We start from the raw sequence: 24,494 nt of genomic DNA on the forward strand, positions 1-24,494 counted from the left end.
GGCGACCGCCCCGGTCTCCGGGCGCAGTCGGCCCCCAGCGTGCACAACCGGCGCGCGGTCACACGCGGGTGTGCCCGGCGCGTACCGCCCGTTCACTCGAAGGTGGGACGAAACCCCGGCTCCGGAGGGCCTACCGAGCGGCCCCGGAAGGCGCGACGGCCACGAAGACCCCGGCGGTACCTCAGCCCGCCCGCAGCGCCATCGTCATCGCCTCGACGGCCAGCAGCGGGTCGACGTTGCGGTCCAGCGCCCGCCGGCAGGCCAGCACCGCCTCGATCCGCCGCAGCGTGCCCTCCGCCGGGCCCGCCTGGGCGACCCGGTTCAGGGCCTGCCGCTGGTCCTCGTTGGCGAGCGCGCCGGTGGAGCCGAGCTGGAGCGCGAGCACGTCCCGGTAGAAGCCGAGCAGATCGAGCAGGGCGACCCCGAGGGTCTCGCGGCGGGTGCGGGTGGCGCGGCTCTTCTGCCGCTTCTCCAGCTCCTTGACGGCCCCGGCCATGCCGCGCGGCGCCTTGCTGCCCTCGGCCGCGCCGTAGACGGCCCTGAGGTCGTCGGTCTCCTTGGCGTCCTGGGTCTCGGCGAGGGTCTCGGCGTCGGCCTTCGCTGTGTCCACCAGGCGCTGCGCGGCGGCCAGGCAGCCCCCGACGTCGCCGACCTCCAGCGGGATCCGCAGCACCTCCGCCCGCCGGGTGCGGGCCTGCTCGTCGACGGCGAGGCGGCGCGAGCGCTCCACGTCCCCCTGCCCGGCGAGCGCGGCGAGCCGCGCCGCCTCCGGTTCGACGCCGTCGCGCCGGACCAGCATGTCGGCGACGGCCTCGGAGGCGGGCGTGCGCAGCACCAGCAGGCGGCAGCGCGAGCGGATGGTCGGCAGCACGTCCTGGACGGAGGGGGCGCACAGCAGCCAGACGGTGCGCGGGGAGGGCTCCTCCACGCCCTTGAGCAGCGCGTTGGCGGCGGCCTCGGTGAGCCGGTGGGCGGCGTCGACGAGGATCACCGACCAGCGGCCGCCGGTCGGGTAGCTGGAGGCGCGCAGGACCAGGTCGCGCATGTCGCCGACGCCGATCGACAGACCGTCCGTCCGCACGTACTTGACGTCCGCGTGGCTGCCGGCCAGCACGGTGTGGCAGCCGTCGCAGAACCCGCAGCCGGGGGTGCCGCCGAGCGCGAGGTCGGGGCTGGTGCACTGGAGCGCGGCGGCGAAGGCCCGCGCGGCGGTGACCTGCCCGGCGCCGGGCGGGCCGGTGAACAGCCAGGCGTGCGTCATCAGGGAGGCGTTCGTACCCTCGACCGGCGCGGCCCCCCGACCGGCCTCGACCGCCGCCCCGGCCGCGCGGGCCGCGGCGGTCAGCTGCTCGACCACCCGCTCCTGGCCCACCAGGTCGTCCCAGACGGCCACTGCTGCTCCCAAGCTCCGTACGGCTGCGCACCCGGCGCCTTACCCGCCGTCGAGCATACGTGTCCGCTCCGACAGCCACTGCTCCGTCCGGCGACGCGTGACCCACCGTACGAAGCGGCGGGCGGCGCCGCCGGGACCACCGCCCCGACGACGCCGCCCGCCGTCCGTCCGCTCGCGTCCGGGCTCAGCCCTTACGGCCCCAACGGCGGCCCTTGCCCTTGCCGTCCCCGTCCCCACCCTCGCCGGGCTCACCGGGCTGGTCGGGCCGACTCGGCTGACCGCCGCGCGGGCCGTCCTCACCGTCGTCGGTGTGCTCCCAGCGCGCCCACTCGTCCCGCGAGCCCAGCAGGGTGTCCGTCAGGCTCGGCAGGTCGTCCATCGGCGTCTCCTCGGCCCACTCCGGCCGGGGCCGCTCGACGACCGGCTGCGGCTCGGCGGCCTGAGCCGGGGCCGGGGCCTTCGAGGCAGCCGGGGCAGCCGGGGCAGCCGGGGCAGCCGCAGCGGCAGGCGCACCCTCCGCCCCCACCACCGGCAGCTCCCGCGTACGCTCCGCCGGCTTCTCCCCGCGCCACAGCCCCGGAGGCACCCCGTCCTCGGCGCGCTCCTGCCCGACCTTGGGCAGCACCGCCGTCTCGTCCACCGCCGGCACCTTCGGCAGCACCGCGGTCTCGTCCACCGCCGGCACCTTCGGCAGCACCGCGGTCTCGTCGGCCGCCGGCACCTTCGGCAGCACGGCCGTCTCGTCGGCCGCCGCCCGTACGGCCGCCTGCCGGTCGCGCAGCGACAGCTCCCGCGTCGTCTCGTCCCCGAGCCCGCCCGAAGCACCTGCAGCAGCACCCGCAGCACGCGCCCCGCCGTCCTGGGGAACGTCCCGGACCGCCCGCAGCTCCGTCGTCACCGCTTCCCCGCCCCCGGCACCCGCACCAGCGGCACCCGAAGCACCAGCGGACCCGGCAGCAGCACTCTCCGCCGCCGCAGCAGCCTCCGCGGCCGCCGCCAGCGCGGCAGCCTGCGCCAGCCGCGCCTGCTCGGCCCGCTGCAGCGCCTCCTCCGCCCGGCGACGCTGCTCCTCCCGCGCCAGCTCCCGCTGCCGCTGGAGCTCCGCCCGGGCGGCCGCCTCCTCGGCGAGCCGCTGCCGCTCGGCGGCCTCGGCCGCGAGCCGGGCGTCCTCCTCGGCCTTGCGCTTCGCCTCTTCCGCGGCCCGCCGCGCGGCCTCCTCCTCGGCCCGGCGGCGCGCCTCCTCCTCGGCCTTGCGCCGCGCCTCGGCGGCGGCCTTCTCGGCCGCCTCCTTGGCCTGCCGCTCCTTCTCCTCCTGCTCGGCCCGCAGCTGCGCCAGCACCTCCTGGCGCTTGCGCTCGGCGGCCTCCTCCTCGGCCCGGCGACGGGCCTCCTCGGCGGCGCGCCGCTCGGCCTCCTCGCGGGCGAGCCGCTCCTGCTCGGCGCGGGCGGCCTTCTCCTGCTCGGAGAGCGGGAGCTCGCGGTCGAGCCGGTGGCGGACGGCGGTGGTGACGAAGCCGGGCTCCTGGCTGCCGTCGACGACGAGGTAGCGCGCCGGGTCGGCGGCGGCGAGGGCGAGGAAGCCGGAGCGGACCCTCTGGTGGAACTCGGTGGGCTCGGACTCCAGCCGGTCCAGCGCCTCGGTGAAGCGCTCCCGGGCCTTGGTCGGGTCGACGTCGAGGACGACGGTCAGGTCGGGCAGCAGCCCGCCGGTGGCCCAGCGGGAGATCCGGGCGACCTCGGTGGCGGCCAGGTCGCGCCCGGCGCCCTGGTAGGCGATCGAGGAGTCCATGTACCGGTCGGTGATCACCACGGCGCCCCGGGCGAGGGCGGGCCGGATGACGTTCTCGACGTGCTCGGCCCGGTCGGCGGCGTAGATCAGTGCCTCGGCCCGGTGGGAGAGCCCGGTGTTGCCGACGTCCAGGACGAGTCCCCGCAACCGCTGCCCGACGGGGCTGCCGCCGGGCTCGCGGGTGAGCACGACCTCGTGCCCCTTGCCGCGGATCCACTCGGCGAGCGCCTGCGCCTGGGTGGACTTGCCGGCGCCGTCGCCGCCCTCGAGGGCGATGAAGAAGCCGGTGCCCGCGCCCCGGTGCGGCGCCGGGCCGCCCGCGCCGCGCAGCGCGTCGACGAGGTCCCGGCCGAACGGCGCGGTGCCGCGCCGGTCGTCGGTGCGCAGCAGCACGACGGCGGCGAGCACCAGGGTGAGCAGCCCCGAGGTGGAGACGGCCAGGGCCGCGCCGCCGTGGATGAAGGTGAACGAGCCGGGCTGGACGGTGCCGTACTCGACGTCCCCGTAGGCGGCGCCGATCAGCGGCACGGCGATCAGGGCGGCGCCGACGACCACGGTGAGCACCGCGTTCAGGTGCTCGGTGACCTTCGGCAGCCGGGCCTCCTCGACCTCCTGGGCGAGCAGGGTGCGCCCGGCGGAGACCACGATCCCGGCGGCCAGACCGGCCAGCACGGTCAGCAGCAGGACGAGGACGAAGTCCAGCACGAGCCCGGCGAGGATCAGCGCCACGCCCTCGGCGATCAGCGCCAGGGCGAGCAGCCGGCGGCGCGAGAGCGAGGGCAGGGTGGCCCGGGTGAGCCGGGCGCCGAGCGCGGGCGCTCCGGCGGCGGCGAGCACCAGCAGGCCGTAGCCGATGGGCCCGGCACGGTGCTCGGCGGCGGTCAGCAGCGCGAGCGAGCAGACGCCCGCCATCGAGGCGAAGCCGGCGGCGACGGCGAAGGTGAAGTACGGGGCGCTGCCGGTGCGGCCCTTGCTCAGCGCGGGGAATCGAGAGGGGCGACGCGAAGCGTCTCCGGCAAGGGTGGTGGTGGGCGACGGGTGGGCGGAGTCGGTCGGGGCGCGCAGGCCCGTCAGCGGCGAGTGCGGGGCCACGGCCGCCCGGCCGCCGGGCAGCGGCTGGACGTAGGTGCGGGCGGCAGCGGCGGCGAAGAGGCCGGCCGCGCCGAGCGCCGCGAAGGTCAGCTGGTGGGCGCGGAGCCAGTCCGAGCCGAGGGCCGCGCCGATGTTGTTGAGGAGCGTGAAGCCGATCAGGCCGAGGGCGGCCAGCGGCACGGTGGCCCAGCCGGTGAACCGGTCGAGACCGCGCGCGGTCTCCAGGTTGGCGGCGGCCGGGCGCTGCTCGGCGAGCGGGGCGTAGGGGTTGGACGGCGGCAGCAGGCCCGGCACGACGGAGGCCCGGGTGACGTCCCGGACGGCCTCGGCGGCCGCGGTGACGAAGACGGTGGCGAGCAGCACGTAGGTGGCGCCGCCGGAGGGCTTGGGCCCGGAGCCCAGCCAGACCGTCCACCAGGGGGCGAGGCCGATCAGCAGGGCGCGCAGCGCGTCGGCGCCGAACAGCGTCCAGCGCCGGTCCAGCCGGCCCGTGACCAGGTGGTGCACCGGCCCGAGCAGCGCGACGCCGACCAGCCCGGAGGCGAGCACCCGTACGGCCAGGACGGCCGCCAGGGCGACCGCGAGGCTGCGCGGCAGCGAGCCGAACTGACCGCCCTGGGCGGCGGCGATCACGGTCAGCGCGAGCAGCACCAGCAGGCCGAGCCGGTCGGCGGTGCCGCCGATCAGCTGGGTGGTCCACAGCCGCCGGTAGGGGCGGTTCCTCAGCAGGGCCCGGGCCCGGTCGGCCGCAGTCCCGGCGGGCGCGACCTCGGGCAGGTCGGGCCCGGCGGCTCCGGCGGCCGGCGCGGCCGGTGCGGCGCTGGGGGTGGGCTGCTCCTCGCTCGTCATACGGTCAGCGTAGCGGTCGGGGGTTGGCCGGAAAGAGACGAACGGGGTTCCGGTCCCGGCTCATCACCGCCTTGTGACGATCCCCGCACAGACCTCGGGCCCGCGCCCCCCTCGGCGGGGGACACGGGCCCGGTGCGGCTGTCGGAGGATCAGCCCTCGTCGGCGGCCGTGGCCTTGCTCGCGGCCGTCTTCTTCGCCGCCGTCTTCTTGGCGGCGGTCTTGGCCGTCGTGGTCTTCTTCGCGGCGGTCTTCTTGGCGGCCGTCTTGGTCGCCGTCGTCTTCTTCGCGGCCGTCGTCTTGGCGGTGGCCTTCTTCGCCGGAGCCTTCTTGGCCGCCTTCTTCACCGGCCCGCGCGCCCGCTTCTCGGCGAGCAGCTCGTAGCCGCGCTCGGGCGTGATGGTCTCGACCTCGTCGTCCTTGCGCAGCGTGGCGTTGGTCTCGCCGTCGGTCACGTACGGCCCGAACCGGCCGTCCTTGACCACCACCGGCCGCTCACTGACCGGGTCGGTGCCCAGCTCCTTGAGCGGCGGGGCGGCGGCGGCCCGGCCGCGCGCCTTGGGCTGGGCGTAGATCGCCAGCGCCTCGTCGAGGGTGACGGTGAAGAGCTGGTCTTCGCTGGTGAGCGAGCGCGAGTCGGTGCCGCGCTTGAGGTACGGGCCGTAGCGGCCGTTCTGCGCGGTGATCTCCACGCCCTCGGCGTCGGTGCCGACCACGCGCGGCAGCGAGAGCAGCCGCAGCGCGTCCTCCAGGGTGACGCTGTCCAGCGCCATGCTCTTGAAGAGCGAGGCGGTGCGCGGCTTGACGGCGTTCTTGCCGGTCTTGGGCGTGCCCTCGGGCAGGATCTCGGTCACGTACGGGCCGTAGCGGCCGTCCTTGGCGACGAGCATGTTGCCGCTGACCGGGTCCGGGCCGAGCTCGAAGTCGCCGCTGGGCTTGGCCAGCAGCTCCTCGGCCAGCTCGACGGTCAGCTCGTCCGGCGGCAGGTCCTCGGGGATGTCGGCGCGCAGGCCGGGCTCGCCCTCGACCTCGGAGGCGCGCTCCACGTACGGGCCGTAGCGGCCGACCCGCAGGGTGAGGTCGTCGCTGATGCGGAAGGAGCTGATCTCCCGGGCGTCGATGGCGCCGAGGTCGGTGACGAGCTCCTTGAGGCCGCCCAGGTGGTCGCCGTCGCCGTTGCCGGCCTCGGCGGCGCCGCCGGCCGCTCCGCCGCCCTCGCCCTCACCGAAGTAGAAGCGCTTGAGCCACGGCACGGACTGCGCCTCACCGGCGGCGATCCGGTCGAGGTCGTCCTCCATCCTGGCGGTGAAGTCGTAGTCGACCAGCCGGCCGAAGTGCTTCTCCAGCAGGTTGACCACGGCGAAGGAGAGGAAGGAGGGGACGAGCGCCGTCCCCTTCTTGAACACGTACCGGCGCTGGATGATCGTGTCGATGATCGAGGCGTAGGTGGAGGGGCGACCGATCTCGCGGTCCTCCAGCTCCTTGACCAGCGAGGCTTCGGTGTAGCGCGCCGGCGGCTTGGTGGCGTGGCCCTCGGGGGTGATCCGCTCGGCGGCCAGCGGGTCGCCCTGGGAGACCTGCGGCAGCCGGCGCTCGCGGTCGTCGAGCTCGGCGTTCGGGTCGTCGGCGCCCTCGACGTACGCCTTGAGGAAGCCGTGGAAGGTGATGATCTTGCCGGAGGCGGAGAACTCGACGTCCCGGCCGTCGGCCGAGGCGCCGCCGACCCGCACGGTGACGGACTGGCCGACCGCGTCCTTCATCTGGGAGGCGACGGTCCGCATCCAGATCAGCTCGTACAGCTTGAAGTCGTCGCCGCTCAGGCCGGTCTCGGCGGGGGTGCGGAAGCGGTCGCCGGACGGGCGGACGGCCTCGTGCGCCTCCTGCGCGTTCTTGACCTTGCTGGCGTAGGTGCGCGGGGCGTCCGGCAGGTAGTCGGCGCCGTAGAGCTGGGTGACCTGCGCGCGGGCGGCGGAGACCGCCGTCTCCGACAGGGTGGTGGAGTCCGTACGCATATAGGTGATGAAGCCGTTCTCGTACAGCTTCTGGGCCACCTGCATGGTCCGCTTGGCGCCGAAGCCCAGCTTGCGGCTGGCCTCCTGCTGGAGCGTGGTGGTGCGGAACGGCGCGTACGGCGAGCGGCGGTAGGGCTTGGACTCGACGCTGCGGACGCTGAACGCCGTCTGCTCCAGGGCTGCGGCCAGCTGACGGGCCGCCTGCTCGTCCAGGTGCAGGGTGTTGGTGCTGCCGGCCTTCAGCAGGCCGTCCGAGCCGAAGTCGCGGCCGGTGGCGATCCGCTTGCCGTCGACGCTCGCGAGGCGGGCGCCGAAGGTCTCCGGGTTGGCGGAGTCGGCCGGGGTGCGGCCGGTGCCGAAGGTGCCCACCAGGTCCCAGTACGAGGCGGTGCGGAAGGCCATCCGCTCGCGCTCGCGCTCGACCACCAGCCGGGTCGCGACGGACTGCACGCGGCCCGCCGACAGCTTCGGCATGACCTTCTTCCACAGCACCGGCGAGACCTCGAAGCCGTAGAGGCGGTCGAGGATGCGGCGGGTCTCCTGGGCGTCGACCAGGCGCTGGTTCAGCTCGCGGGGGTTGGCCACCGCCTCCTGGATCGCCGACTTGGTGATCTCGTGGAACACCATCCGGTGCACCGGCACCTTGGGCTTGAGCACCTGCTGGAGGTGCCACGCGATGGCCTCGCCCTCGCGGTCCTCATCGGTGGCGAGGAAGAGCTCGTCGGACTCCGCGAGCAGCGACTTCAACTTGCTGACCTGGGACTTCTTGTCCGCGTTGACCACGTAGATCGGCGCGAAGTCGTGATCGACGTCCACCCCGAGGCGGCGCACCTCACCGGTGTACTTGTCCGGCACCTCGGCGGCGGTGCTGGGGAGGTCGCGGATGTGCCCGACGCTCGCCTCGACGATGTAGCCGGGGCCGAGGTAGCCCTTGATCGTCTTCGCCTTGGCCGGCGACTCGACAATGACGAGTCGCTGTCCGTGCGCGGTCTCGCTGCTCGGGGACACCTTCGCTCTTCTCTCCCGGTCGTTATTGGCTGGGCGGTGGCGGCAGCACGGGCTGCGCTCCGCCCGACCCCTCGACCGTCCGAGGGCCGCCGCCGTACGACGACCCACCAGCGGAGTGTGACCGTACCCCGGCCACCCTTGTCAAACGGACGGATACCGCTGTTTCGCTTGCCGGGCTCACCGACGCCACTCGAACGGTAACCCGATGAGACGGGTTCGCGCCCCGTGGAGGGGGGCTTCGGCGGGTTCGGGAGGATGGAATGACGGATTTCAAGATCTGTCAACGAATATTCGACGCACCCGACCGCTGAGCGGGCGACCACCGGGCTCCGGCAGTGGGTTCTCGGCGCCGGCGCTCTCAGCGCAGGGCCGCCGCCAGCAGCGCGGCGCCCGCCAGCAGGCAGGCCACCCCGAGGGCGCTCCACAGCAGGTCGGTGACCGCGGCCCGGCCGACCTCGCCCGCCGCCAGCACGGCGCGGCTCGGGCGCCGGGGGTCGTAGCAGATCCGCACCGAGGCCCCGGGGGCGAAGCGGCCCGGGCGCCGCAACGGGGTGTGGCCGCGGGGGCGGGTGAGCACCAGCTCCGCCAGTCTTCCCGAACTTGTGTTCGATTCCTTCGCCGACGGACGCACCGGGAAGGAGAGCAGCGGCGAGCTGTCCAGCTGCCCGTGGTCGTCGTCCTCGGCGACCACCGTGGCCACCGCCTCCACCCCCCGGCGGCGCACACGGTGGCGAAGGCGCACTTCGGCGGCGCACCACAGCAACAGCACGCCACCGAAGAGGGCGAGCACCGCCCCGCCCACCGTCGCCGTCGTCGTGTCCACCCCTGCCCCCCGGCTCCCCGACTCTGTCCACAGCCTGTGGACAGCGAGCCTCACAGCACCCCGCCAACGAGGGGCGGCCACCAGGCGACCGCCGGACGAACCAGGGGGTACGGAAAGGTGAACCCCCCGGCCGCGCCAGGGGGTTCAACGGCCACGGACCGGCAGGTCAGCGCACCGGCAGGTCAGCGCACCAGCAGGCCAGCGCACCGGCAGGCCAACGCACCGGCAGGCCAACGCACCGGCAGGCCAGCGCACCGGCAGGTCAGCGCACCGGGTGGATGAACCCCTGCTCGGTCAGCGTCCGCAGCGACTCCGGCACCCGGTCCCGCAGCACCACCCGGTCCTCGCCCAGCAGCTGCGCGATCGCGTCCACGATCTCGCCCGCCGACAGCGTCCCGTCACAGACCCCCACGAACCCGGCGCCCACGGTGTCCACCTTGGTGGCCCGGCGCATGCCCCGGTTGTGACGCAGGATCACGTGCTCCGGGTCCTCCGCGCCCGGCGCGCCCACCTGCTCCTGCACCACCTCGTCCGCCAGCAGGTACCGGGCCGCGAGCAGGCCCGCGTCGTCGTGCGAGCGCAGGAAGTCCTGCCGGTCGAACCACTCCTCGATGTGCGGGCCGAGCGGCTGCTCCACCGGGTGCGGCCACTCCTCCACCCGGACGGTCGGACGCTCGGCGCCGCTCGCCCGCAGGGTGATCCAGCCCATGCCGATGCCCTCGACCCGGCCCGCCTCGAAGGCGTCCAGCCACTCGCCGTACCGGGCCAGGTAGTCGCCGCCCGGGCCCCGGTGGTCGCCGCCGTCGCGCAGCCACAACTCGGCGTACTGGGCGACGTCCTGGACCTCGCGCTGCACGATCCAGGCGTCCAGCCCGGTGCCCGCCACCCACCCGGCCAGCCGCTCGTGCCAGTCCTCGCCCTTCACGTGCTGCCAGTTGGCGAGCAACTGGCAGTAGCCGCCCGGCTCCAGGTGCCCGGCCGCCCGGCGGACCAGGCTGCGGCACAGGTCGTCCCCGGCCATGCCGCCGTCGCGGTAGGTGAACCGGCCGGCCGGCGAGATCACGAACGGCGGGTTGGAGACGATCAGGTCGAACCTGCGCTCCCCGACCGGCTCGAAGAGGCTGCCGGACAGCACCTCCACGTGGTCGAACCCGGAGAGTGCCAGCGTCAGTTCGGTGAACCGCAGGGCGCGCGGGTTGAGGTCGGTGGCGGTGACCTGCTGCGCGTGCCGGGCCGCGTGCAGCGCCTGCACGCCGGAGCCCGAACCGAGGTCCAGCGCGGCCCGCACGGGGCGGCGCACGGTGATGTTCGCCAGGGTCGTGGACGCCCCGCCCACGCCCAGCACCAGGTCCTTGCGGGCCACACCGTGCGCGGTCTCGCCCGAACCGATGCCGCCGGCGCCGCCGACCGCGCAGCCCAGGTCGGCGACCACCCAGGCGTCCGAACTCGGCAGCCCGGCGACCTCGTTGGCGTACGGCCGCACGTCCACGGTGGCCCGCACCGACTCGCCGTCCGCCCGCAGCCAGCCGTCCGCCAGGCAGTCCTCCACCGGCAGCGCGGCGGCCGCCGCCTGGTACGGCACCGCCTGCTGCAACAGGAACAGCCGCACCAGCGTCTCCAGCGGGCTCCCCCCACGGGTGGCCCGCAACGCCGGCACGGCCTCGCTACGGGCCAACGCCGCGTAGCCGGTGGGCCCGAGCAGGTCCAGGCAGCCGTCCGCGGTGAAGGAGGCGGCGAGCAGCGCCTCACGCAGCTTCGCGAGGCGGGTCGGGTCGAGAACGGGGCTACTGATCACCCCGCCATTCTCCCCCGCCCCACCCCCACCCGCTCCCATCCGCCCACCCGGGCCGACGGCCGCCGAGCCACACCCCGCCCCGCGACCTCAGCCACCAGGCGCAGCACAGGCGACCACCCAGGCCGACAGCCGCCCAACCGCACCCCCGCCCCACGACCTCAGCCACCAGGCGCAGCACAGGCGACCACCCAGGCCGACAGCCGCCCAACCGCACCCCCGCCCCACGACCTCAGCCACCAGGCGCAGCACGAACGGCGGCCCGACCCCCGAACCGCCGACCGACGTGCCGGGCCACACGCAGGCCGGACACCCGGGCCACGCCGTCCTCCCTGGCCCGGCCACCGCGTCGCCCGCCGCCACCCCCGCGTTTTCCCCTCCCACGCCCCACGCAGGCGGCCGGGCCCGCTCCTCCTCGGGGCGGGCCCGGCCGTCGTCTGCCAGGTGGGTCGGCTCAGCTCGCGCTGGGGGCCGGGGTCGCCGGGGGCGTGGCGCCCGGGGCGGGCGTGGCCGGCGGGGTCGCGCCGTCCGTCGCGCCCGGCGTGGGGGCAGCGGCGGGCGCCGGCGTGCCGGCGGGTGCGCCGGTCGCTCCGGCGCTCGGGGTGGCGCCCTGCGTCGCGGGGGCGCCGCCGGTGCCGCCGCTCGGCGAGGCGGTGGAGGTGGCGGCCGAGGTGGCGGCGCCGGGCGGGGTGGCCTTGCAGCCCTCCTGCTTGGCCATCGCCGCGCCCAGGTCGCCGCTGCGCAGCTTGCTCTGCGCCTGGGTGGACAGGTTGGCCAGCCCCTGCACCTGGTCGCCGACGCTCTTCAGCCCGTCGGCGAACTTGGACTGGTCGTTGGTGGGCAGCCCGTCCAGCTTCTTCTGGACGTCCAGGTAGCCGTCCCCCGCCTTCTTCAGCTCGTCGACGGTGTCCTTCTGCAGCGTGGCGCCGTCGCTCACCTTGGGGGCCCCGGCGGCCTCGATGGCAGCTGCGAGGTCCTGGTTGGTCTTGGCGAGCCGCCCGATGTCCGTCGAGAGCCGCTTCTTCAGGTCGGCGGGGGCCTCGCCGGTCTTCACCTGGGCCGTGTCCGCGAGCGCGGTCTGTGCCTGGGCGATCGGGTCCTTGGCCGCACCGCAGACGTTCGCCGCCCAGGACTCCAGCTGCTTGCTGTTGTCGTCGCCGCAGGCGACGGCGCCGAACGCGAGCAGCACGCCGAGCGCGGGTACGGTCAGCAGTCGCTTGTTCACCGGGAGAAGCCTTTCGGTTCGGTCGTGTCGGTCGTCGAACCTACACGGCCGCCGTCACCGCCCCGGTTCGCGGCGACTACGCCTGTCTCCCGTACGTCCGGCGTACTTCCGGTGCTTCCCGGCTGCTTCCCGCCAGGGCCGCCCTCAGACCACCACGGAGGCGACCGAAACCGGCCAGCTCATCCGGATCAGCCCGCCGACCGCGCCGTTGGTCACCTCCAGGTCCTCCACCAGGCCCGTGATCACGGCGAGCCCCAGGGCGTCCTCGTCCGGGTCACCGCCCTGGGCGGCGTCGGGGGCCGGGACGGCGACGGGGCCCGCCTCGTCCTCGACCTCGATGAGGAAACGCTTCTCCTGATCGGTCAGAGCGACCCGTACCGCGCCGGTGATCCCACCGCGCTGGTGCAGGCCGACCGCCCGCGAGCACGCCTCGCCGACCGCGAGGCGCACCTCGTCGAGCACCGACTCGTCGACCCCGGCCCGTCTGGCGACGGCCGCGGCGACCAACCGGGCCGTCCGCACGTGCTCGGGAAGCGCGCTGAATCGAAGTTCGACGGTTGCCATCTCTCCCCCTCGGGGTGCTCCGGCCTGGGGCCGGGCGGGTGCGGCCCCGGAGGGCCGGCCGAACCGGCCCCGGGGCGACCGGGAAGGCCGGAGCCGCAGGGGCCCCGGCTCCCCGGACGCGTGGAACGGAAAGGGCCGGCCACGAGGGCCGGCCCGTCCGCGTCAGTCGGTCGCGTTGACCGCGTCGTCCACCGAGGTGTGGATGGGGAAGACCTTGGTCAGGCCGGTGATGCGGAAGATCTTCAGGATGCGCTCCTGGTTGCACACCAGGCGCAGCGAGCCCTCGTGGGCACGCACTCGCTTCAGACCGCCCACCAGCACGCCGAGGCCGGTCGAGTCGAGGAAGTCCACACCCTCCATGTCGACGACGAGGTGGTACTTGCCGTCGTTGACGAGCTCGACCAGCTGCTCGCGCAGCTTCGGGGCGGTGTACACATCGATCTCGCCGCCAACCTCGACGACCGTACGATCGCCGACTGCGCGGGTCGACAGGGACAGGTCCACGGAACCTCCAGCACCTTGCCTTGCTACGTCATGTGCGATCCTCGGCCGGACGGCCGCCACCGCATGGTCGCGAGCCCGGGCGCGCCCAGCCATCGCGTGACAAGCCTCAGCGCTGCGACCCACGGCCATACGGCCGTCACGGCCACATTCAACCACCTGCGACCATGCCCGCACGATGGCTTACGACGATTCTCCGTCACGCCGGTGACACACTGGGTCCCCATGCCGCCCCGACACAGCCTGCCCGAGGCACTGCTCACGACCCTGTCCACCAGCCGGGGGCGGTCCGACCGGCTCACCCATACGGAGCACCTTCCCGCCCGACCTGCACGTTATGCGCCATGGCCCGACTCGATCCGACCGGAGATCGTCGAAGCCGCGCACGCCGTGGGCGTGGAACAGCCCTGGGCACACCAGGCGGAGGCGATGAACCTGGCCAAAACCGGCCAGACTGTGGTGATCGCCACAGGCACCGCCTCGGGCAAGTCGCTGGGCTACCTGGCACCGGTGCTCAGCGATCTGCTGGACGGCACCGAGGCCGCCAACGGCCGCGGCGCCACCGCGCTCTACCTGGCCCCGACCAAGGCGCTCGCCGCCGACCAGCGCCGCCGCGCCGCCGAACTCGCCCCGCCCAGGGTCCGCGCCGCCCTGTACGACGGCGACACCCCGTTCGAGGAGCGCGAGTGGGTCCGCCAGTACGCGTCCTACGTGCTCACCAATCCGGACATGCTCCACCGGGGCATCCTCCCGGCGCACGCCCGTTGGGCCTCCTTCCTGAAGGTCCTGCGCTACGTGGTCGTCGACGAGTGCCACAGCTACCGGGGCGTGTTCGGCTCACACGTCGCCCAGGTGCTGCGGCGGCTGCGCCGCATCTGCGCCCGCTACGGTTCGTCACCCACCTTCCTGCTCGCCTCCGCCACCACCGCCGACCCGGCCGTCACCGCCCGCCGCCTGACGGGCCTGCCGGCGCACGCGGTCACCGAGGACGCCTCTCCGCGCGGGCCGATGGTGTTCGGCCTCTGGGAGCCGCCGCTGACCGAGAACGTCGGCGAGCACGGCGCCCCGGTGCGCCGCACGGCCACCGCCGAGGCCGCGCACCTGCTGACCGACCTGGTCGAACGGCAGACCCGCACCGTCGTGTTCGTCCGGTCCCGCCGCGCCGCCGAACTCGTCGCCCTACAGGCCCAGGACCAGCTCGGCCGACCGCTCGCCGAACGGGTCGCCGCCTACCGCGGCGGCTACCTCGCCGACGAACGCCGGGCCCTGGAGCGCGATCTGCACTCCGGCCGACTGCTCGGCCTCGCCTCCACCTCCGCTCTCGAACTGGGCGTCGACGTCTCCGGCCTCGACGCCGTCCTGATGGCCGGTTACCCCGGCACCCGGGCCTCGCTGTGGCAGCAGGCGGGCCGGGCCGGGCGCGAGGCCCAGGGCGCCCTCGCCGTCCTGATCGCCCGCGACGACCCGCTGGACACCTACCTGGTGCACCACCCGGAGGCGCTCTTCGCGACGCCCGTCGAGGCCACCGTGCTCGACCCCGACAACCCGCACGTGCTCGCCCCGCACCTGTGCGCGGCCGCCGCCGAACTCCCGCTCACGGACGCCGACCTGGAGCTGTTCGGGCCCTCGACCGCGCCGCTGCTGCCCGTTCTGGAACGGCGGGGCCTGCTCCGCAGGCGAGGCGACGGCTCCTGGTACTGGACGCGCCGGGAGCGCGCGGCCGACGCCGTGGACCTGCGCGGCAGCGGCGGCAGCCCGGTGCAGATCGTCGAGGCCGACACCGGCCGACTGCTCGGCACGGTGGACGCGGCGGCCTCCCACACCACCGTCCACACCGGGGCCGTCCACCTCCACCAGGGCCGGACCTACCTCGTCCGGGATCTCGACCTGGAGAACTCCGTCGCCCTCGTCGAACCGGCCGACCCGCCGTACACCACGGCCGCCCGGGACATCACCTCCATCTCCGTCCTCGACACCGACACCACCGTCCCCTGGGGCGAAGCCCTGCTCAGCTTCGGCTCCGTGGAGGTGGTCAACCAGGTGGTCGGCTACCTCCGGAAACGGATCTCCACCGGGGAGATCATGGGCGAGAGCAAGCTCGACCTGCCGCCCCGCACCCTGCGCACCCGGGCGGTCTGGTGGTCCGTCACCGAGGACCAGCTGCTCGACGCGAACCTCCCGCTCGACCAGCTGCCCGGCGCCGCCCACGCCGCCGAGCACGCCTCGATCGGCCTGCTGCCGCTGTTCGCCACCTGCGACCGGTGGGACATCGGCGGCGTCTCCGTGCCCCTGCACCCCGACACCGGGCTGCCGACGGTGTTCGTCTACGACGGCCACCCCGGCGGGGCCGGCTTCGCCGAACGCGGCTTCCGCCGGGCCGTCGAGTGGCTGACCGCCACCCGCCGGGCCATCGCCTCCTGCGAGTGCGAACGCGGCTGCCCGTCCTGCGTCCAGTCGCCCAAGTGCGGCAACGGGAACGACCCGCTGGACAAGGCGGCGGCGATCCTCCTGCTGGACCTCCTCCTCGCGGGAGCACCCAAGGCGTCCGAGGCGTCCGAGGCGTCCGAGGCGTCGGAGGCGTCGGAGGCGTCCGCCGAGCCCGTGGAGCCCGTGGAGCCCCAAACCCCCGAGGCCCCCGAGACGCCAGAGACGCCCGAGGCACCAGCCGGTTCATGAACCCGCCGCCGCCCCGCCGAGGCCGTCCTCGGCGGCGGTGACCGGGGCCCGCAGCGGGCCAGCCCTGGCCCTCGCCCTGGCCGGCCCGACCGGCAGGCGCAGCGGCAGCCGGCGGACCCGCACCTCGGTCACCACCTCGACCGCGTCCGCCGGCCGGTCCACCGCGCAGGAGACCAGCGCGGCGCCCTGGGCCCCGGCGATCACCGCGGCCCGCCCGCAGCCGCCGTCCGCGTCCAGCAGCAGCCGGTCCGCCGCCGCGAGGGCCGCCAGATCGGCGGCCGACTCGGCCCGGTGCCGGGCGGTGACCACCGCACCGACCGCGAGGGTCCCCGCGAACACCGCCGTGCCCAGCATCGCCAGCGCGAGCAGCCAGACCGTCGCGGACCCGGCGTCCGCCCCGCACCCGCCCGCCGCGGCGGCCCGGGACGTACGGGCTCGCGCCCACCGCCGGATCACCACCGCCCACCTCCTCCCGTTCCCGTCACCTCACCCGGTCAACACGTCCTCCCTCGCGGCCACGGCGGACGCGCCCACCCGGACGGCGAGCAGACCGCCGAGCCGCCCCGGCGCACCGCAGGACGCCTCCACCTCGACCCGTACGGTGTCGGCGGCCGTCGCCACCTGTACCCGTGCCCCCGGAGGCCCGGCCGCGGCGGCGAGTTCGGCGGCGTTCGCCTCGCCCCGCGCCGCCGCCCTGGCACCGACCCGGGCCGCGTCCACGCAGCGGATCTGCGCGGCCGCCGCGAGCACGCCCCAGACCAGCATCGCGGCGAGCAGGACGAGCGCGGGCAGGGCCACCGCCGTCTCCGCGGTGACGAAGCCCGCATCGCCCCGCCGCGCCCGCACCACTCGGCTAGGTCGCATGGAGCGCCCGTTCCAGGGTCTCGGTCAGCGCACCCATCACCGCCGCACTGGTCACCACCTTGTAGAGCCCGGCCGCCAGGGCACACGCCCCCAAGGTCCCCACCGCATATTCCGCGGTGGTCATTCCGGCGTCCGACCTCGACCGCCGCCGGGCCGCCTGCCGCAACCACCCGGCACCGATCCTCGCCACCATCACCTCGGTCATGAACTCCTCCTTCTCTCCGATTGACGAACACCACGTCACATCGCTTCCGCGAAACGGCTGGTGAGACCCACCACCACCGGCACGACCCCGATCAGGACGAAGGCCGGCAGGAAGCAGAGCCCCAACGGCGCGGTGGCCAGAACCCCCGCCCGACGGACCCGGATGTGGGCCGCACGGGCCGCCGCCGCCCGCTGCCCCTGGGCCAGGCCGATCAGCGCCCCGGCCGCCGGGGCTCCGCTGAGGCTCGTACGGACCAGGCAGCGGGCCAGTGGCTCCAGGGCGGGGTGCTGCTCACCCAGCCGGGTCCAGCACAGCTCCGGCGGTGCGCCCAGGGCCAGCTCCGCCCCGATCGCCACCAGCCGGGGCCCCAACGGGGCCTCCACGCTCCTCCCGACCGCCGAGACGGCCGTGGAGGGCGAGTCCGCCGAGCCCAGGCAGGCCGCCAACAGCTCGGCACCCAGGGGAAGTTGCCGGATCAGCAGCTCCTCCTCCCGAGCCGCCCACCGATCGGTCGGCGAGCGCGCCCGGGCCGACCAGCGGTGCACACCCACCGCCACCAGCAACCCGGCTCCCGCTCCGGCCCCGCCTCCGAGCAGCAGGGCCGCACCGAGCCCCGCCACGACCGCGAGCCCCACGCGTCGGCCACGCTCACCGCGCGCCCCGCCCAAACCAGCCGGACCGCCCGGACCGCCTGGACCGCCTGGACCGCCTGGACCGCGCAGCCAAGCCCCTTCCCGCACCTCCTTCCGTTCCGGCTGCCCACCGAGCACCCGCCGCCGTCTCACCCCCGCCCGCCCCCGCAACGAGGCCGAGACCCACGCCGCGACCACCGTCAGGCAGCCGAGGGCCGCCCAACCCACACCCCGCATCACCCCGACCTCACCGCCGCCCCGGGCGCCCGCACCCGTGAGAGCCCACAGCCCTCACCTCCCGCACCGCCCGAGCGCGCAGGGGCCTCCAGCCCGCCCCTGGCGGCCGCCCGAACGATCCGGCCCGTCCACAGCACACCCAGCCCCTCCAGCACCGCCCCCGCCGCGAGGCAGCCCAGCCCGGCGGGCGTGTGCAGCAGGACTTCCAGCGGGCGAGCCCCGAGTGCCGCGCCCAGGAGCAGCCCCGCGCCGGGCAGGGCCGCCAGCACGGCGATGGTGGCCCTGGGGCCGGCCAACTCCCCGGCGATCTCCTCCGCCAGCGCCCGCTCGCCGCGCAGCGCCTCCGCGACCCGGTCCAGCGCGGCGGCCAGCCCCGACCCACCGTCCGAGGCCACCCGCCAGCAGGCCGCGATCGCCGACGCCCCACTCCCACCCGGGAGTTCGGCGAGCAACTGGAACGCCGCGGGCACGTCCCCGCCGTACCGGCCGGCCGCCAGCCGCGCCACCGGCTCCTCGCCGAGCCGCCGCACCCCCTGCGGATCGGCCGCGAGGCGCACGGTGACCAGGTGCAACGCCTGCTCGGGTGTCGCCCCGCCCCGCAACTCCCCGGCCAGCCCCGCGCACAGCTCCACCACGGCCGCCGCACGCCGCCCGGCCTCCACCGCCAGGCGCCGCCGCTGCCGCCACCTGCGCAGCGGCAGCACGGCCAGCGCCGCAGCCACCACGGGCACCGGGGAGGCGGTCGCCCACCAGCCGACCGAACCGACCGGCAGGAGCAGCAGTTCAGGCGCCAGGGAGGCCGAAGAAGCCAAAGAGATCAGGGAGGTCAGAGAGATCAGGGAGGTCAGGGAGGTCAGGGAGCCACGCGGCGGCCGCAACCTGACCCGCCGAACCGCCCAAGCGTCGGCGCCTGGCGGCCCACTACCGCCGACCACCAGCCGAAAGCGCCTGCCTCCCGGCAGCTGCCTCTGAACCGCACACCACCCGGCCACGGCGACCACGCACAGCCCCGCGGACCACCAGAGAGCCATCTGACTCTGCGTCATCCCTCCCACCTCCGCTTCCACCAGAAACACCCACCTCTTCGCCTCGAACTCGACACCGACCACCGCTCAATGGCCATCTGACTCCCAGTCACGTACCTCACCGCTTTCTCCCGCCCCGGGCCTGAGCAGGGCCATCGCCCCCACCGCGCACCCGATCAGCAGCAGGACGAAGGCGAGCTCCGCCGCCCGCGTCTCCACGCCCGCCGGCCCGGCCACAGCGGCCGTCACCGTGGCCGTCACGGCGGCCCCTTGCCCAGCTGCACCCCGCGCGCCGCCAGCAGCCCCACCAACCGCTCCCAGCCCGGCCCGGGGAGCATGCCGCCCGTCACCGGGAAGGCGACCGCCTCGGTGGTGACGGCCAGCCCGGCGCCGTCGCCCGACAGCGTGTGGATCTCCGCCACCCGGCGCCGCCCCGAGCCCGGCTCCCGGGCCACGTGCACCACCACGTCGAGCGCGGCCCGCAGTTGGCTGTGCAGGGCGGGGCGGTCGAGTCCCGCCAGCGAGCCGAGGGCCTCCAACCGGACCGGGACGTCCGCCGCCGTGTTGGCGTGGACCGTGCCCGTGCCTCCTTCGTGTCCCGTGTTCAGGGCCGCCAGCAGGTCCGAGACCTCGGCCCCGCGCACCTCGCCGATCACCAGCCGGTCCGGGCGCATCCGCAGTGCCTGCCGGACGAGGTCCCGCAGGGTGAGCTCACCCAGCCCCTCCTGGTTCGGGGGCCTGCTCTGGAGCCGGACCACGTGCGGGTGGGCCGGTCGCAGTTCGGCGGAGTCCTCGACCACGACGATCCGTTCCCCGGGCCCGACCAGGCCCAGCAACGCCGCCAGGAGCGTCGTCTTCCCCGAGCCGGTACCTCCGCTGACCAGCAGCGACAGCCGTGACCGCACGATGCCGGCCAGCAGGTCGGCCCCCTCCGGTGGCAGGGCGCCGCCCGCCACCAGTTCGTCGAGCGTGAAGGGCCTCGGTCTGCACACCCGCAGCGAGATGTGCGTGCAGTCCGCCGCGATGGGTGGCAGCACGGCGTGCAGCCTGGTGCCGTCCGGCAACCGGGCGTCCACCCAGGGCCGGGCGTCGTCCAGCCGCCGCCCGGCGGCGGTGGCCAGCCGGTGGGCGAGCCGGCGCACCGCCTCGGCGTCGGTGAAGCGGACTCCGGTGGCCCGGTGCAGACCGCCGCCACGGTCGACCCACACCTCGTCCGGACCGTTCACCAGCACGTCGGTGACGTCGGGCGCCGCCAGCAGCCGCTCCAGCGGGCCCGCACCCACCAGTTCGGCGCGCAGCGAGCGCACGGTGTCCAGCAGTTCGTCCCCGCCGAGCGAGGGCCTGTCGGCCCTCAGCACGGCCGCGACCGATCCCGCCGTCGGCGCGGCCCCGGACTCGGCCAGCCGCAGCCGCACCGCGTCCACCAGCTCCGCCGTCCGCTCCTCACTCGCCGTCCGGCCGTACGGGCAGGGCCCGTGCTCGATCTCGGACGCCACACCGAGCGGCACACCGGGCAGCGGCACGCTCCTGAGCGGACGGTGCTCCCGCGCACCGTCGCCTCCGGCGGGCGCCCCGACCCGTACGGGTGTCCTCCTCAGACGGACCATCAGTACACACCTCCTCCCACCGCCGGCACCGGCGGCAGCACTTCGTTCAGGAAGGTCGCGCAGAAGCGCGCCAGCGGCCCCGCGTCCCGGCTGCCCGGCGGGACGCCCTTGTCGACGTCCCCGGCGAGGCCGGGCTCCGGTTCCAGCTCCCCCGCGAGCTCCAGCCGCAGCCCCCGGGCGATCCGGCGCGCGGGGAGCCCCGAGGCGTGCACGGGGCGGACCACGGCCCGGACGTCCCCGAGCCGCATCCGGGCCGCCGCGGCGACCCGGTCGGCGGCCGCGACCGCCCGCAGTTCGGCCGGCACCACCAGCAGCGCCAGGTCGGACTGCTCCAACGCCTGCCCGGCGGCCTCGTCGAGATGGCGGGGCACGTCGACCACGACCAGCCCGCCGCGCCGCCTGGAGGCGGCGAGCACGCTGCGCATGGCCTGCGGCGGCACCGTCAGGGTGTCCCCGCGGTCCCAGGACAGGCAGGAGAGCGTGGAGAGCCGTTTGAGCGCGGGCAGCGCCCGGGCCAGTTCGGCCCCGCTGACCCGGCCGCGCGAGCTCGCGAGGTCGGGCCAGCGCAGCCCCCGGACCGTCTCGCCGCCGAGCAGGATGTCCAGGCCACCGCCCAGCGGGTCGCCGTCGATGAGCATCGCCCGGCGGCCCGTGCGCGCGGCGGTGACCGCGAGGGCGCAGGCCAGCGTGGAGGCCCCGGCGCCACCCCGGCCGCCGAGGACGGCCACGGTGACCGCCGGCGAGCCGACGCCCTCGGCCGCGTCGGCGATCCGGTCGAGCAGCCAGGACTCGGCGTCGGGCAGGAACAGCACGTGCTCGGCGCCGAGTTGGACGGCTCTGACCCACACGCCGGGGTCGTCGAGGTCGAGCCCGAGCAGCAGGACTCCGGCCCGCCGCTCCAGCCCGGCGCAGCGCGGGGCCTGGTCGTCCCCGACCAGGACCAGCGGGGCGCCGGCCCAGTGCTCGCGCGTCGGCGGCGCTCCGCGGATCAGCCTGGGCTCCGTCCCGGCGGCCGCGCAGAGCCGCAGCAGGTGCTCGGCCAGGCCCTCGTCCTCGGTGACGACGAGCGGCCCTACGGGCCCGGGGCCCCCGGCGGTGACGTGGTCGGCGATCGGCGTCGACATGGTGACTCCCCTCCGCGCCGCCGCCCCTGGAGGGGCCGACGGCGCACGTCGGACGGTTTCGGCGGACGGTCGCCAGGCAGGCCCCGGGGGAGGAACAAGGGGTTGGGGCCGTGCCCGGCGACCGCCGCCGATGACCAAGGTGAGGGGAGATGCCGAATCCGTCAGCAGTGTTCCGATTCCCTGTGGATAACCCATGTGCCGAATGGCCAAGCGTTCACCCGGGCGGGGGGCTATTCGGTGAAGGAATTGACGATCGAGGACCACGGAGATGAACCGCAGGCCCTCGCGGCCCGTTAACCGGACACCGGGCATCCCCTCCGGACGCCGCCGGAAGACCATCGGGATGCTCCGGGCACGTCCCTTCGGGGGCGGGAAAGCACCGATCGGAACCAGCCGCGCGACGTGCGTCACATCACATCGATCGACGACGCAGAGTGACGAAAACCGGAACGCCGACCAGGGCGTCGACACCCCCCGTACACCGTCGGCGGCGATGGACCCAGCCGCCCGCGTGAAGCCGTTCAGGCCCTGAAAATGGCCCCGGACGTGCGACGACCCCCGCCGGGGGGGAGAGCGGGGGTCGTCTATCCACAGCCCGACTCGGGGGGGAGGAGCCGGACCGGGTTAGCACGGTCGCGAACGATCCGTGACTTCCATGGTGTACCCGAGCGGCCAGAAACACAAACCCGCACGCCCGGGAGTACGCCGAATGGAGGGCTGTTTTGTGGCTCCCTCTATCCTCGGTTCCCGTGGACACCACCGAGAACGCCGACGACCGCGCCGACGACTCCCCGGGCGAGACCACCGGGCCCGAGCAGTTCCGCCCGCCCGTCCGCCCGAGGCCGGCGGGCCCGCGCACGGCGGCCTTCTTCGACCTCGACAAGACCATCATCGCCAAGTCCAGCGCGCTGGCGTTCAGCCGCCCCTTCTACCAGGGGGGCCTGATCAACCGTCGGGGCGTGCTGCGCAGCGCCTACGCCCAGTTCGTCTTCCTGGTCGGCGGCGCGGACCACGACCAGATGGAGAAGATGCGGGAGTACCTCTCCTCGCTCACCCGGGGCTGGAACGTCCAGCAGGTCCGCGAGATCGTCGCCGAGACCCTGCACAACCTGATCGACCCGATCATCTACGACGAGGCCGCCTCGCTGATCGAGCAGCACCACGCGGCGGGACGGGACGTGGTGATCGTCAGCAGTTCCGGCTCCGAGGTGGTCGAGCCGATCGGCGCGCTGCTCGGCGCGGACCACGTGATCGCCACCCGGCTCAAGGTCGAGAACGGCTGCTACACCGGCGAGATCGAGTACTACGCCTACGCCGAGAACAAGGCCGCCGCCATCCGGGAGTTGGCCGCTTCGGAGGGCTACGATCTGGCCGCCTCCTACGCGTACAGCGACTCCTCGACCGACCTGCCGCTACTGGAGGCGGTGGGCCACCCGTCCGCCGTGAACCCGGACCGCGCGCTGCGGAAGGAGGCGCAGGCCCGGGAGTGGCCGGTGTTGCTCTTCGACAAGCCGGTGCAACTGCGGCGCAGGCTCCCGGAGTTCTCGGCCCCGAGCGGTTCGGTGCTGACGGCGGTGGCGGTCGGGGCGGCCGCGGTGACGGCCGGGGTGATCTGGTACCTGGCCCGGCGGCGGCGCCCGGCGGCCTGAGGCGCACCCCCGGCGCGGGCACTCGCGCCCGCGCCCCCAAAAGGTCACAAATCGGGCAATCACCGCTTAGTTCATCTTTCGGGTTCCCCTTTCGCCCGAAACGCGATACAAATGAAGCACGGCCCGCGAGACCCGGTCAGGACCGAAGAGGTCGAACCGACAACGCAGTTAAGGCCCCACGGACCGCGTGTAGATCGCCGAGCACCCACATGCAGCCGACCCGCTGTCGGGCCGCCGGACCAGACGAACGGGCATGAGATCCCCGTCTGATCGGCACTTCCGGTGCATGCTTGGTCACCCGACATCTGCACCAGCGGCGGCACCCGGCAGGATCAGGTGCCGCCGCATTCACATGTGCGGCCGAAGAGCGCGACCGACGCGCGCGGCCGGATCAGACCATGCCGCGCTGCATCGCCTCGCAGACCGCGGTGGACTCCCGGACGCCGAGCCGCAGCGCGGCGCCGCAGTGGGCGATCCAGGCCGCCATCCCCTCCGCCGTGCCGGACAGGTAGCCCGCGAGGGCCCGCCGGTAGGCCACGGTGCCGAGTTCGGCGAGGCCGACCTCGGCCGGGCAGATCGACTTCGGGTCGAGGCCCTCGGCGATCAGCACGACCCGCTGCGCGGCCCGCGCGATCACCCCGTTGTGCGAGCCGAACGGGCGCAGCGCGAGCAGCTCGCCGTGCACCACGGAGGCCACCACCAGGGCGGGCGTGCCGACGCCCTGGCCCTCGGCGCGGGCCACCAGCAGCCGGGAGAGCTGGTCGAGCCGGGCCGCGACCTCCTCCGCGCCGGGCGCGGGCGGCAGTGCGGGCAGCGGGCCGTCGACGGGCTCCACGGAGACGCTCTCGACGGGCCGGAGCTCCAGCGGGAACAACTCCTCGGCCCCCTCCCCCGCCTTGCGCGGGCGGCCGGCGCCCGGGTCGCCGTCGCCGACGGCGAGCAGGTGGAGCCGGGCCAGCACCTGGAGCGGCGAGTGCCGCCAGATGCTGAGCAGCTGGCCCGCCTCGGCGGCGATCCGCAGGGCGGCGCCGACCGTCCGGGCCTCGGGGTCGGCGCTGAAGTCGCTGCGGCGCCGGACCTCCTCCAGCGGCCAGTCGGCGCCGGCCAGGGCCGCCGAGGCGCGGGCTCCGCGCAGCGCGGACTCGGAGGTGACCTCGGCCGCCCGGCGGCGCATCACCCGGTGACCGTAGAGCCGGTCGACGGCCTTGCGCACCTCGGCCACGGCGTCGGGCACCCCGGGGAGCTGGGCCAGCGGGGCGAGGGGATCAGTTCCAGTGCTCACCTACCCGAGAGTAATGAACGGGTCGCCCCTCCCGGAACAGCAACCCCGCATCACCCGTTAGAGGCAATCCTCACTTCCCTCCCCCGGTGGCACCCAAACCCCGGATAGCATGACGCCTAACGGAGACGATAACGATTTCCAATTAGGG

At 74.9% G+C, this 24,494-nt stretch carries 18 protein-coding genes; 2 read left to right on the forward strand and 16 right to left on the reverse strand.

The features are described from left to right. Window positions 1-181: 181 nt before the first annotated feature. From ACIBCA_RS14985 to bldG, 8 genes are all read right to left on the reverse strand, one after another. A complete protein-coding gene (locus ACIBCA_RS14985) occupies window positions 182-1,393 on the reverse strand; it encodes a DNA polymerase III subunit delta' (RefSeq protein WP_396283298.1) in 1,212 nt (403 codons plus the stop codon). Between the two features lie 184 nt (window positions 1,394-1,577). Beyond that, window positions 1,578-5,123, reverse strand: a complete 3,546-nt coding sequence (gene tmk, locus ACIBCA_RS14990) for a dTMP kinase (RefSeq protein WP_396283299.1) — start codon at window positions 5,121-5,123, stop codon at window positions 1,578-1,580. A 149-nt stretch (window positions 5,124-5,272) separates the two neighbouring features. Continuing rightward, window positions 5,273-8,140 carry a type I DNA topoisomerase gene (gene topA / locus ACIBCA_RS14995; RefSeq protein ID WP_396283300.1) on the reverse strand — a complete coding sequence of 956 codons (2,868 nt, stop codon included), beginning with the start codon at window positions 8,138-8,140 and terminating at the stop codon, window positions 5,273-5,275. 358 nt (window positions 8,141-8,498) lie between these two features. Beyond that, window positions 8,499-8,963: a DUF3592 domain-containing protein gene (locus ACIBCA_RS15000; RefSeq protein ID WP_396283301.1), complete on the reverse strand. Its 465-nt coding sequence runs from the start codon at window positions 8,961-8,963 to the stop codon at window positions 8,499-8,501. Window positions 8,964-9,225: 262 nt separating this feature from the next. Further along, entirely contained in the window at window positions 9,226-10,797 is a 1,572-nt protein-coding gene (locus tag ACIBCA_RS15005; protein ID WP_396283302.1) for a methyltransferase, read from the reverse strand. A gap of 412 nt (window positions 10,798-11,209) precedes the next feature. Next, window positions 11,210-11,980: a hypothetical protein gene (locus tag ACIBCA_RS15010; protein ID WP_396283303.1), complete on the reverse strand. Its 771-nt coding sequence runs from the start codon at window positions 11,978-11,980 to the stop codon at window positions 11,210-11,212. Between the two features lie 144 nt (window positions 11,981-12,124). Further along, window positions 12,125-12,544, reverse strand: a complete 420-nt coding sequence (locus tag ACIBCA_RS15015; protein WP_396283304.1) for an ATP-binding protein — start codon at window positions 12,542-12,544, stop codon at window positions 12,125-12,127. A 162-nt stretch (window positions 12,545-12,706) separates the two neighbouring features. Then, complete coding sequence (gene bldG / locus ACIBCA_RS15020) at window positions 12,707-13,048, reverse strand: anti-sigma factor antagonist BldG (protein ID WP_031076324.1); 342 nt, start codon at window positions 13,046-13,048, stop codon at window positions 12,707-12,709. Window positions 13,049-13,270: 222 nt separating this feature from the next. On the opposite strand from bldG, the gene ACIBCA_RS15025 reads away from it, so the two are divergent. Further along, the gene (locus tag ACIBCA_RS15025; RefSeq protein WP_396283305.1) at window positions 13,271-15,721 is read left to right on the forward strand and encodes a DEAD/DEAH box helicase; all 2,451 of its coding nucleotides are present in this window, start codon (window positions 13,271-13,273) and stop codon (window positions 15,719-15,721) included. Here ACIBCA_RS15025 and ACIBCA_RS15030 read toward each other — a convergent pair. The 7 genes from ACIBCA_RS15030 to ssd all read right to left on the reverse strand — a co-directional run bounded on the left by ACIBCA_RS15030 (window position 15,716) and on the right by ssd (window position 21,415). Further along, complete coding sequence (locus tag ACIBCA_RS15030) at window positions 15,716-16,180, reverse strand: Rv3654c family TadE-like protein (RefSeq protein ID WP_396283306.1); 465 nt, start codon at window positions 16,178-16,180, stop codon at window positions 15,716-15,718. The two genes, ACIBCA_RS15025 and ACIBCA_RS15030, sit on opposite strands and share 6 nt — an antisense overlap. A 27-nt stretch (window positions 16,181-16,207) precedes the next feature. Beyond that, on the reverse strand, window positions 16,208-16,585 hold the full coding sequence (locus ACIBCA_RS15035; protein WP_396283307.1) for a TadE family type IV pilus minor pilin: 378 nt from the start codon (window positions 16,583-16,585) through the stop codon (window positions 16,208-16,210). Continuing rightward, window positions 16,575-16,790 carry a DUF4244 domain-containing protein gene (locus ACIBCA_RS15040; RefSeq protein ID WP_396283308.1) on the reverse strand — a complete coding sequence of 72 codons (216 nt, stop codon included), beginning with the start codon at window positions 16,788-16,790 and terminating at the stop codon, window positions 16,575-16,577. Before ACIBCA_RS15040 ends, ACIBCA_RS15035 begins: the two co-directional genes overlap by 11 nt. Window positions 16,791-16,825: 35 nt before the next feature. Beyond that, window positions 16,826-17,425, reverse strand: coding sequence for a type II secretion system F family protein (locus ACIBCA_RS15045; RefSeq protein ID WP_396283309.1), 600 nt, complete (start codon window positions 17,423-17,425; stop codon window positions 16,826-16,828). A 233-nt stretch (window positions 17,426-17,658) separates the two neighbouring features. Next, the gene (locus tag ACIBCA_RS15050) at window positions 17,659-18,471 is read right to left on the reverse strand and encodes a type II secretion system F family protein (protein ID WP_396283310.1); all 813 of its coding nucleotides are present in this window, start codon (window positions 18,469-18,471) and stop codon (window positions 17,659-17,661) included. Between the two features lie 470 nt (window positions 18,472-18,941). Then, on the reverse strand, window positions 18,942-20,291 hold the full coding sequence (locus ACIBCA_RS15055; RefSeq protein ID WP_396283311.1) for a TadA family conjugal transfer-associated ATPase: 1,350 nt from the start codon (window positions 20,289-20,291) through the stop codon (window positions 18,942-18,944). Next, on the reverse strand, window positions 20,291-21,415 hold the full coding sequence (gene ssd, locus ACIBCA_RS15060; RefSeq protein WP_396283312.1) for a septum site-determining protein Ssd: 1,125 nt from the start codon (window positions 21,413-21,415) through the stop codon (window positions 20,291-20,293). The genes ACIBCA_RS15055 and ssd overlap by 1 nt, the downstream gene beginning before the upstream one ends. 749 nt (window positions 21,416-22,164) lie before the next feature. On the opposite strand from ssd, the gene ACIBCA_RS15065 reads away from it, so the two are divergent. Continuing rightward, window positions 22,165-23,064, forward strand: coding sequence for an HAD family hydrolase (locus ACIBCA_RS15065; protein ID WP_396283313.1), 900 nt, complete (start codon window positions 22,165-22,167; stop codon window positions 23,062-23,064). Between the two features lie 391 nt (window positions 23,065-23,455). Here the strand turns inward: ACIBCA_RS15065 and ACIBCA_RS15070 are convergent, their stop codons facing one another. Then, window positions 23,456-24,346, reverse strand: coding sequence for an oxidoreductase (locus ACIBCA_RS15070; protein ID WP_396283314.1), 891 nt, complete (start codon window positions 24,344-24,346; stop codon window positions 23,456-23,458). Window positions 24,347-24,494: the final 148 nt, after the last annotated feature.

Origin of the sequence: Kitasatospora sp. NPDC051170 (genome assembly GCF_044455705.1) — a bacterium.
GTDB lineage: Bacteria > Actinomycetota > Actinomycetes > Streptomycetales > Streptomycetaceae > Kitasatospora.

Coding starts and splice junctions, on each gene's coding strand:
- tmk (WP_396283299.1), bottom strand. CDS start 5,123: ATGACGAGCGAGGAGCAGCCCACCCCCAGCGCCGCACCGGCCGCGCCG.
- ACIBCA_RS15005 (WP_396283302.1), bottom strand. CDS start 10,797: ATGGGAGCGGGTGGGGGTGGGGCGGGGGAGAATGGCGGGGTGATCAGT.
- ACIBCA_RS15015 (WP_396283304.1), bottom strand. CDS start 12,544: ATGGCAACCGTCGAACTTCGATTCAGCGCGCTTCCCGAGCACGTGCGG.
- ACIBCA_RS15025 (WP_396283305.1), top strand. CDS start 13,271: ATGCCGCCCCGACACAGCCTGCCCGAGGCACTGCTCACGACCCTGTCC.
- ACIBCA_RS15035 (WP_396283307.1), bottom strand. CDS start 16,585: ATGCGACCTAGCCGAGTGGTGCGGGCGCGGCGGGGCGATGCGGGCTTC.
- ACIBCA_RS15040 (WP_396283308.1), bottom strand. CDS start 16,790: ATGACCGAGGTGATGGTGGCGAGGATCGGTGCCGGGTGGTTGCGGCAG.
- ACIBCA_RS15055 (WP_396283311.1), bottom strand. CDS start 20,291: ATGGTCCGTCTGAGGAGGACACCCGTACGGGTCGGGGCGCCCGCCGGA.
- ssd (WP_396283312.1), bottom strand. CDS start 21,415: ATGTCGACGCCGATCGCCGACCACGTCACCGCCGGGGGCCCCGGGCCC.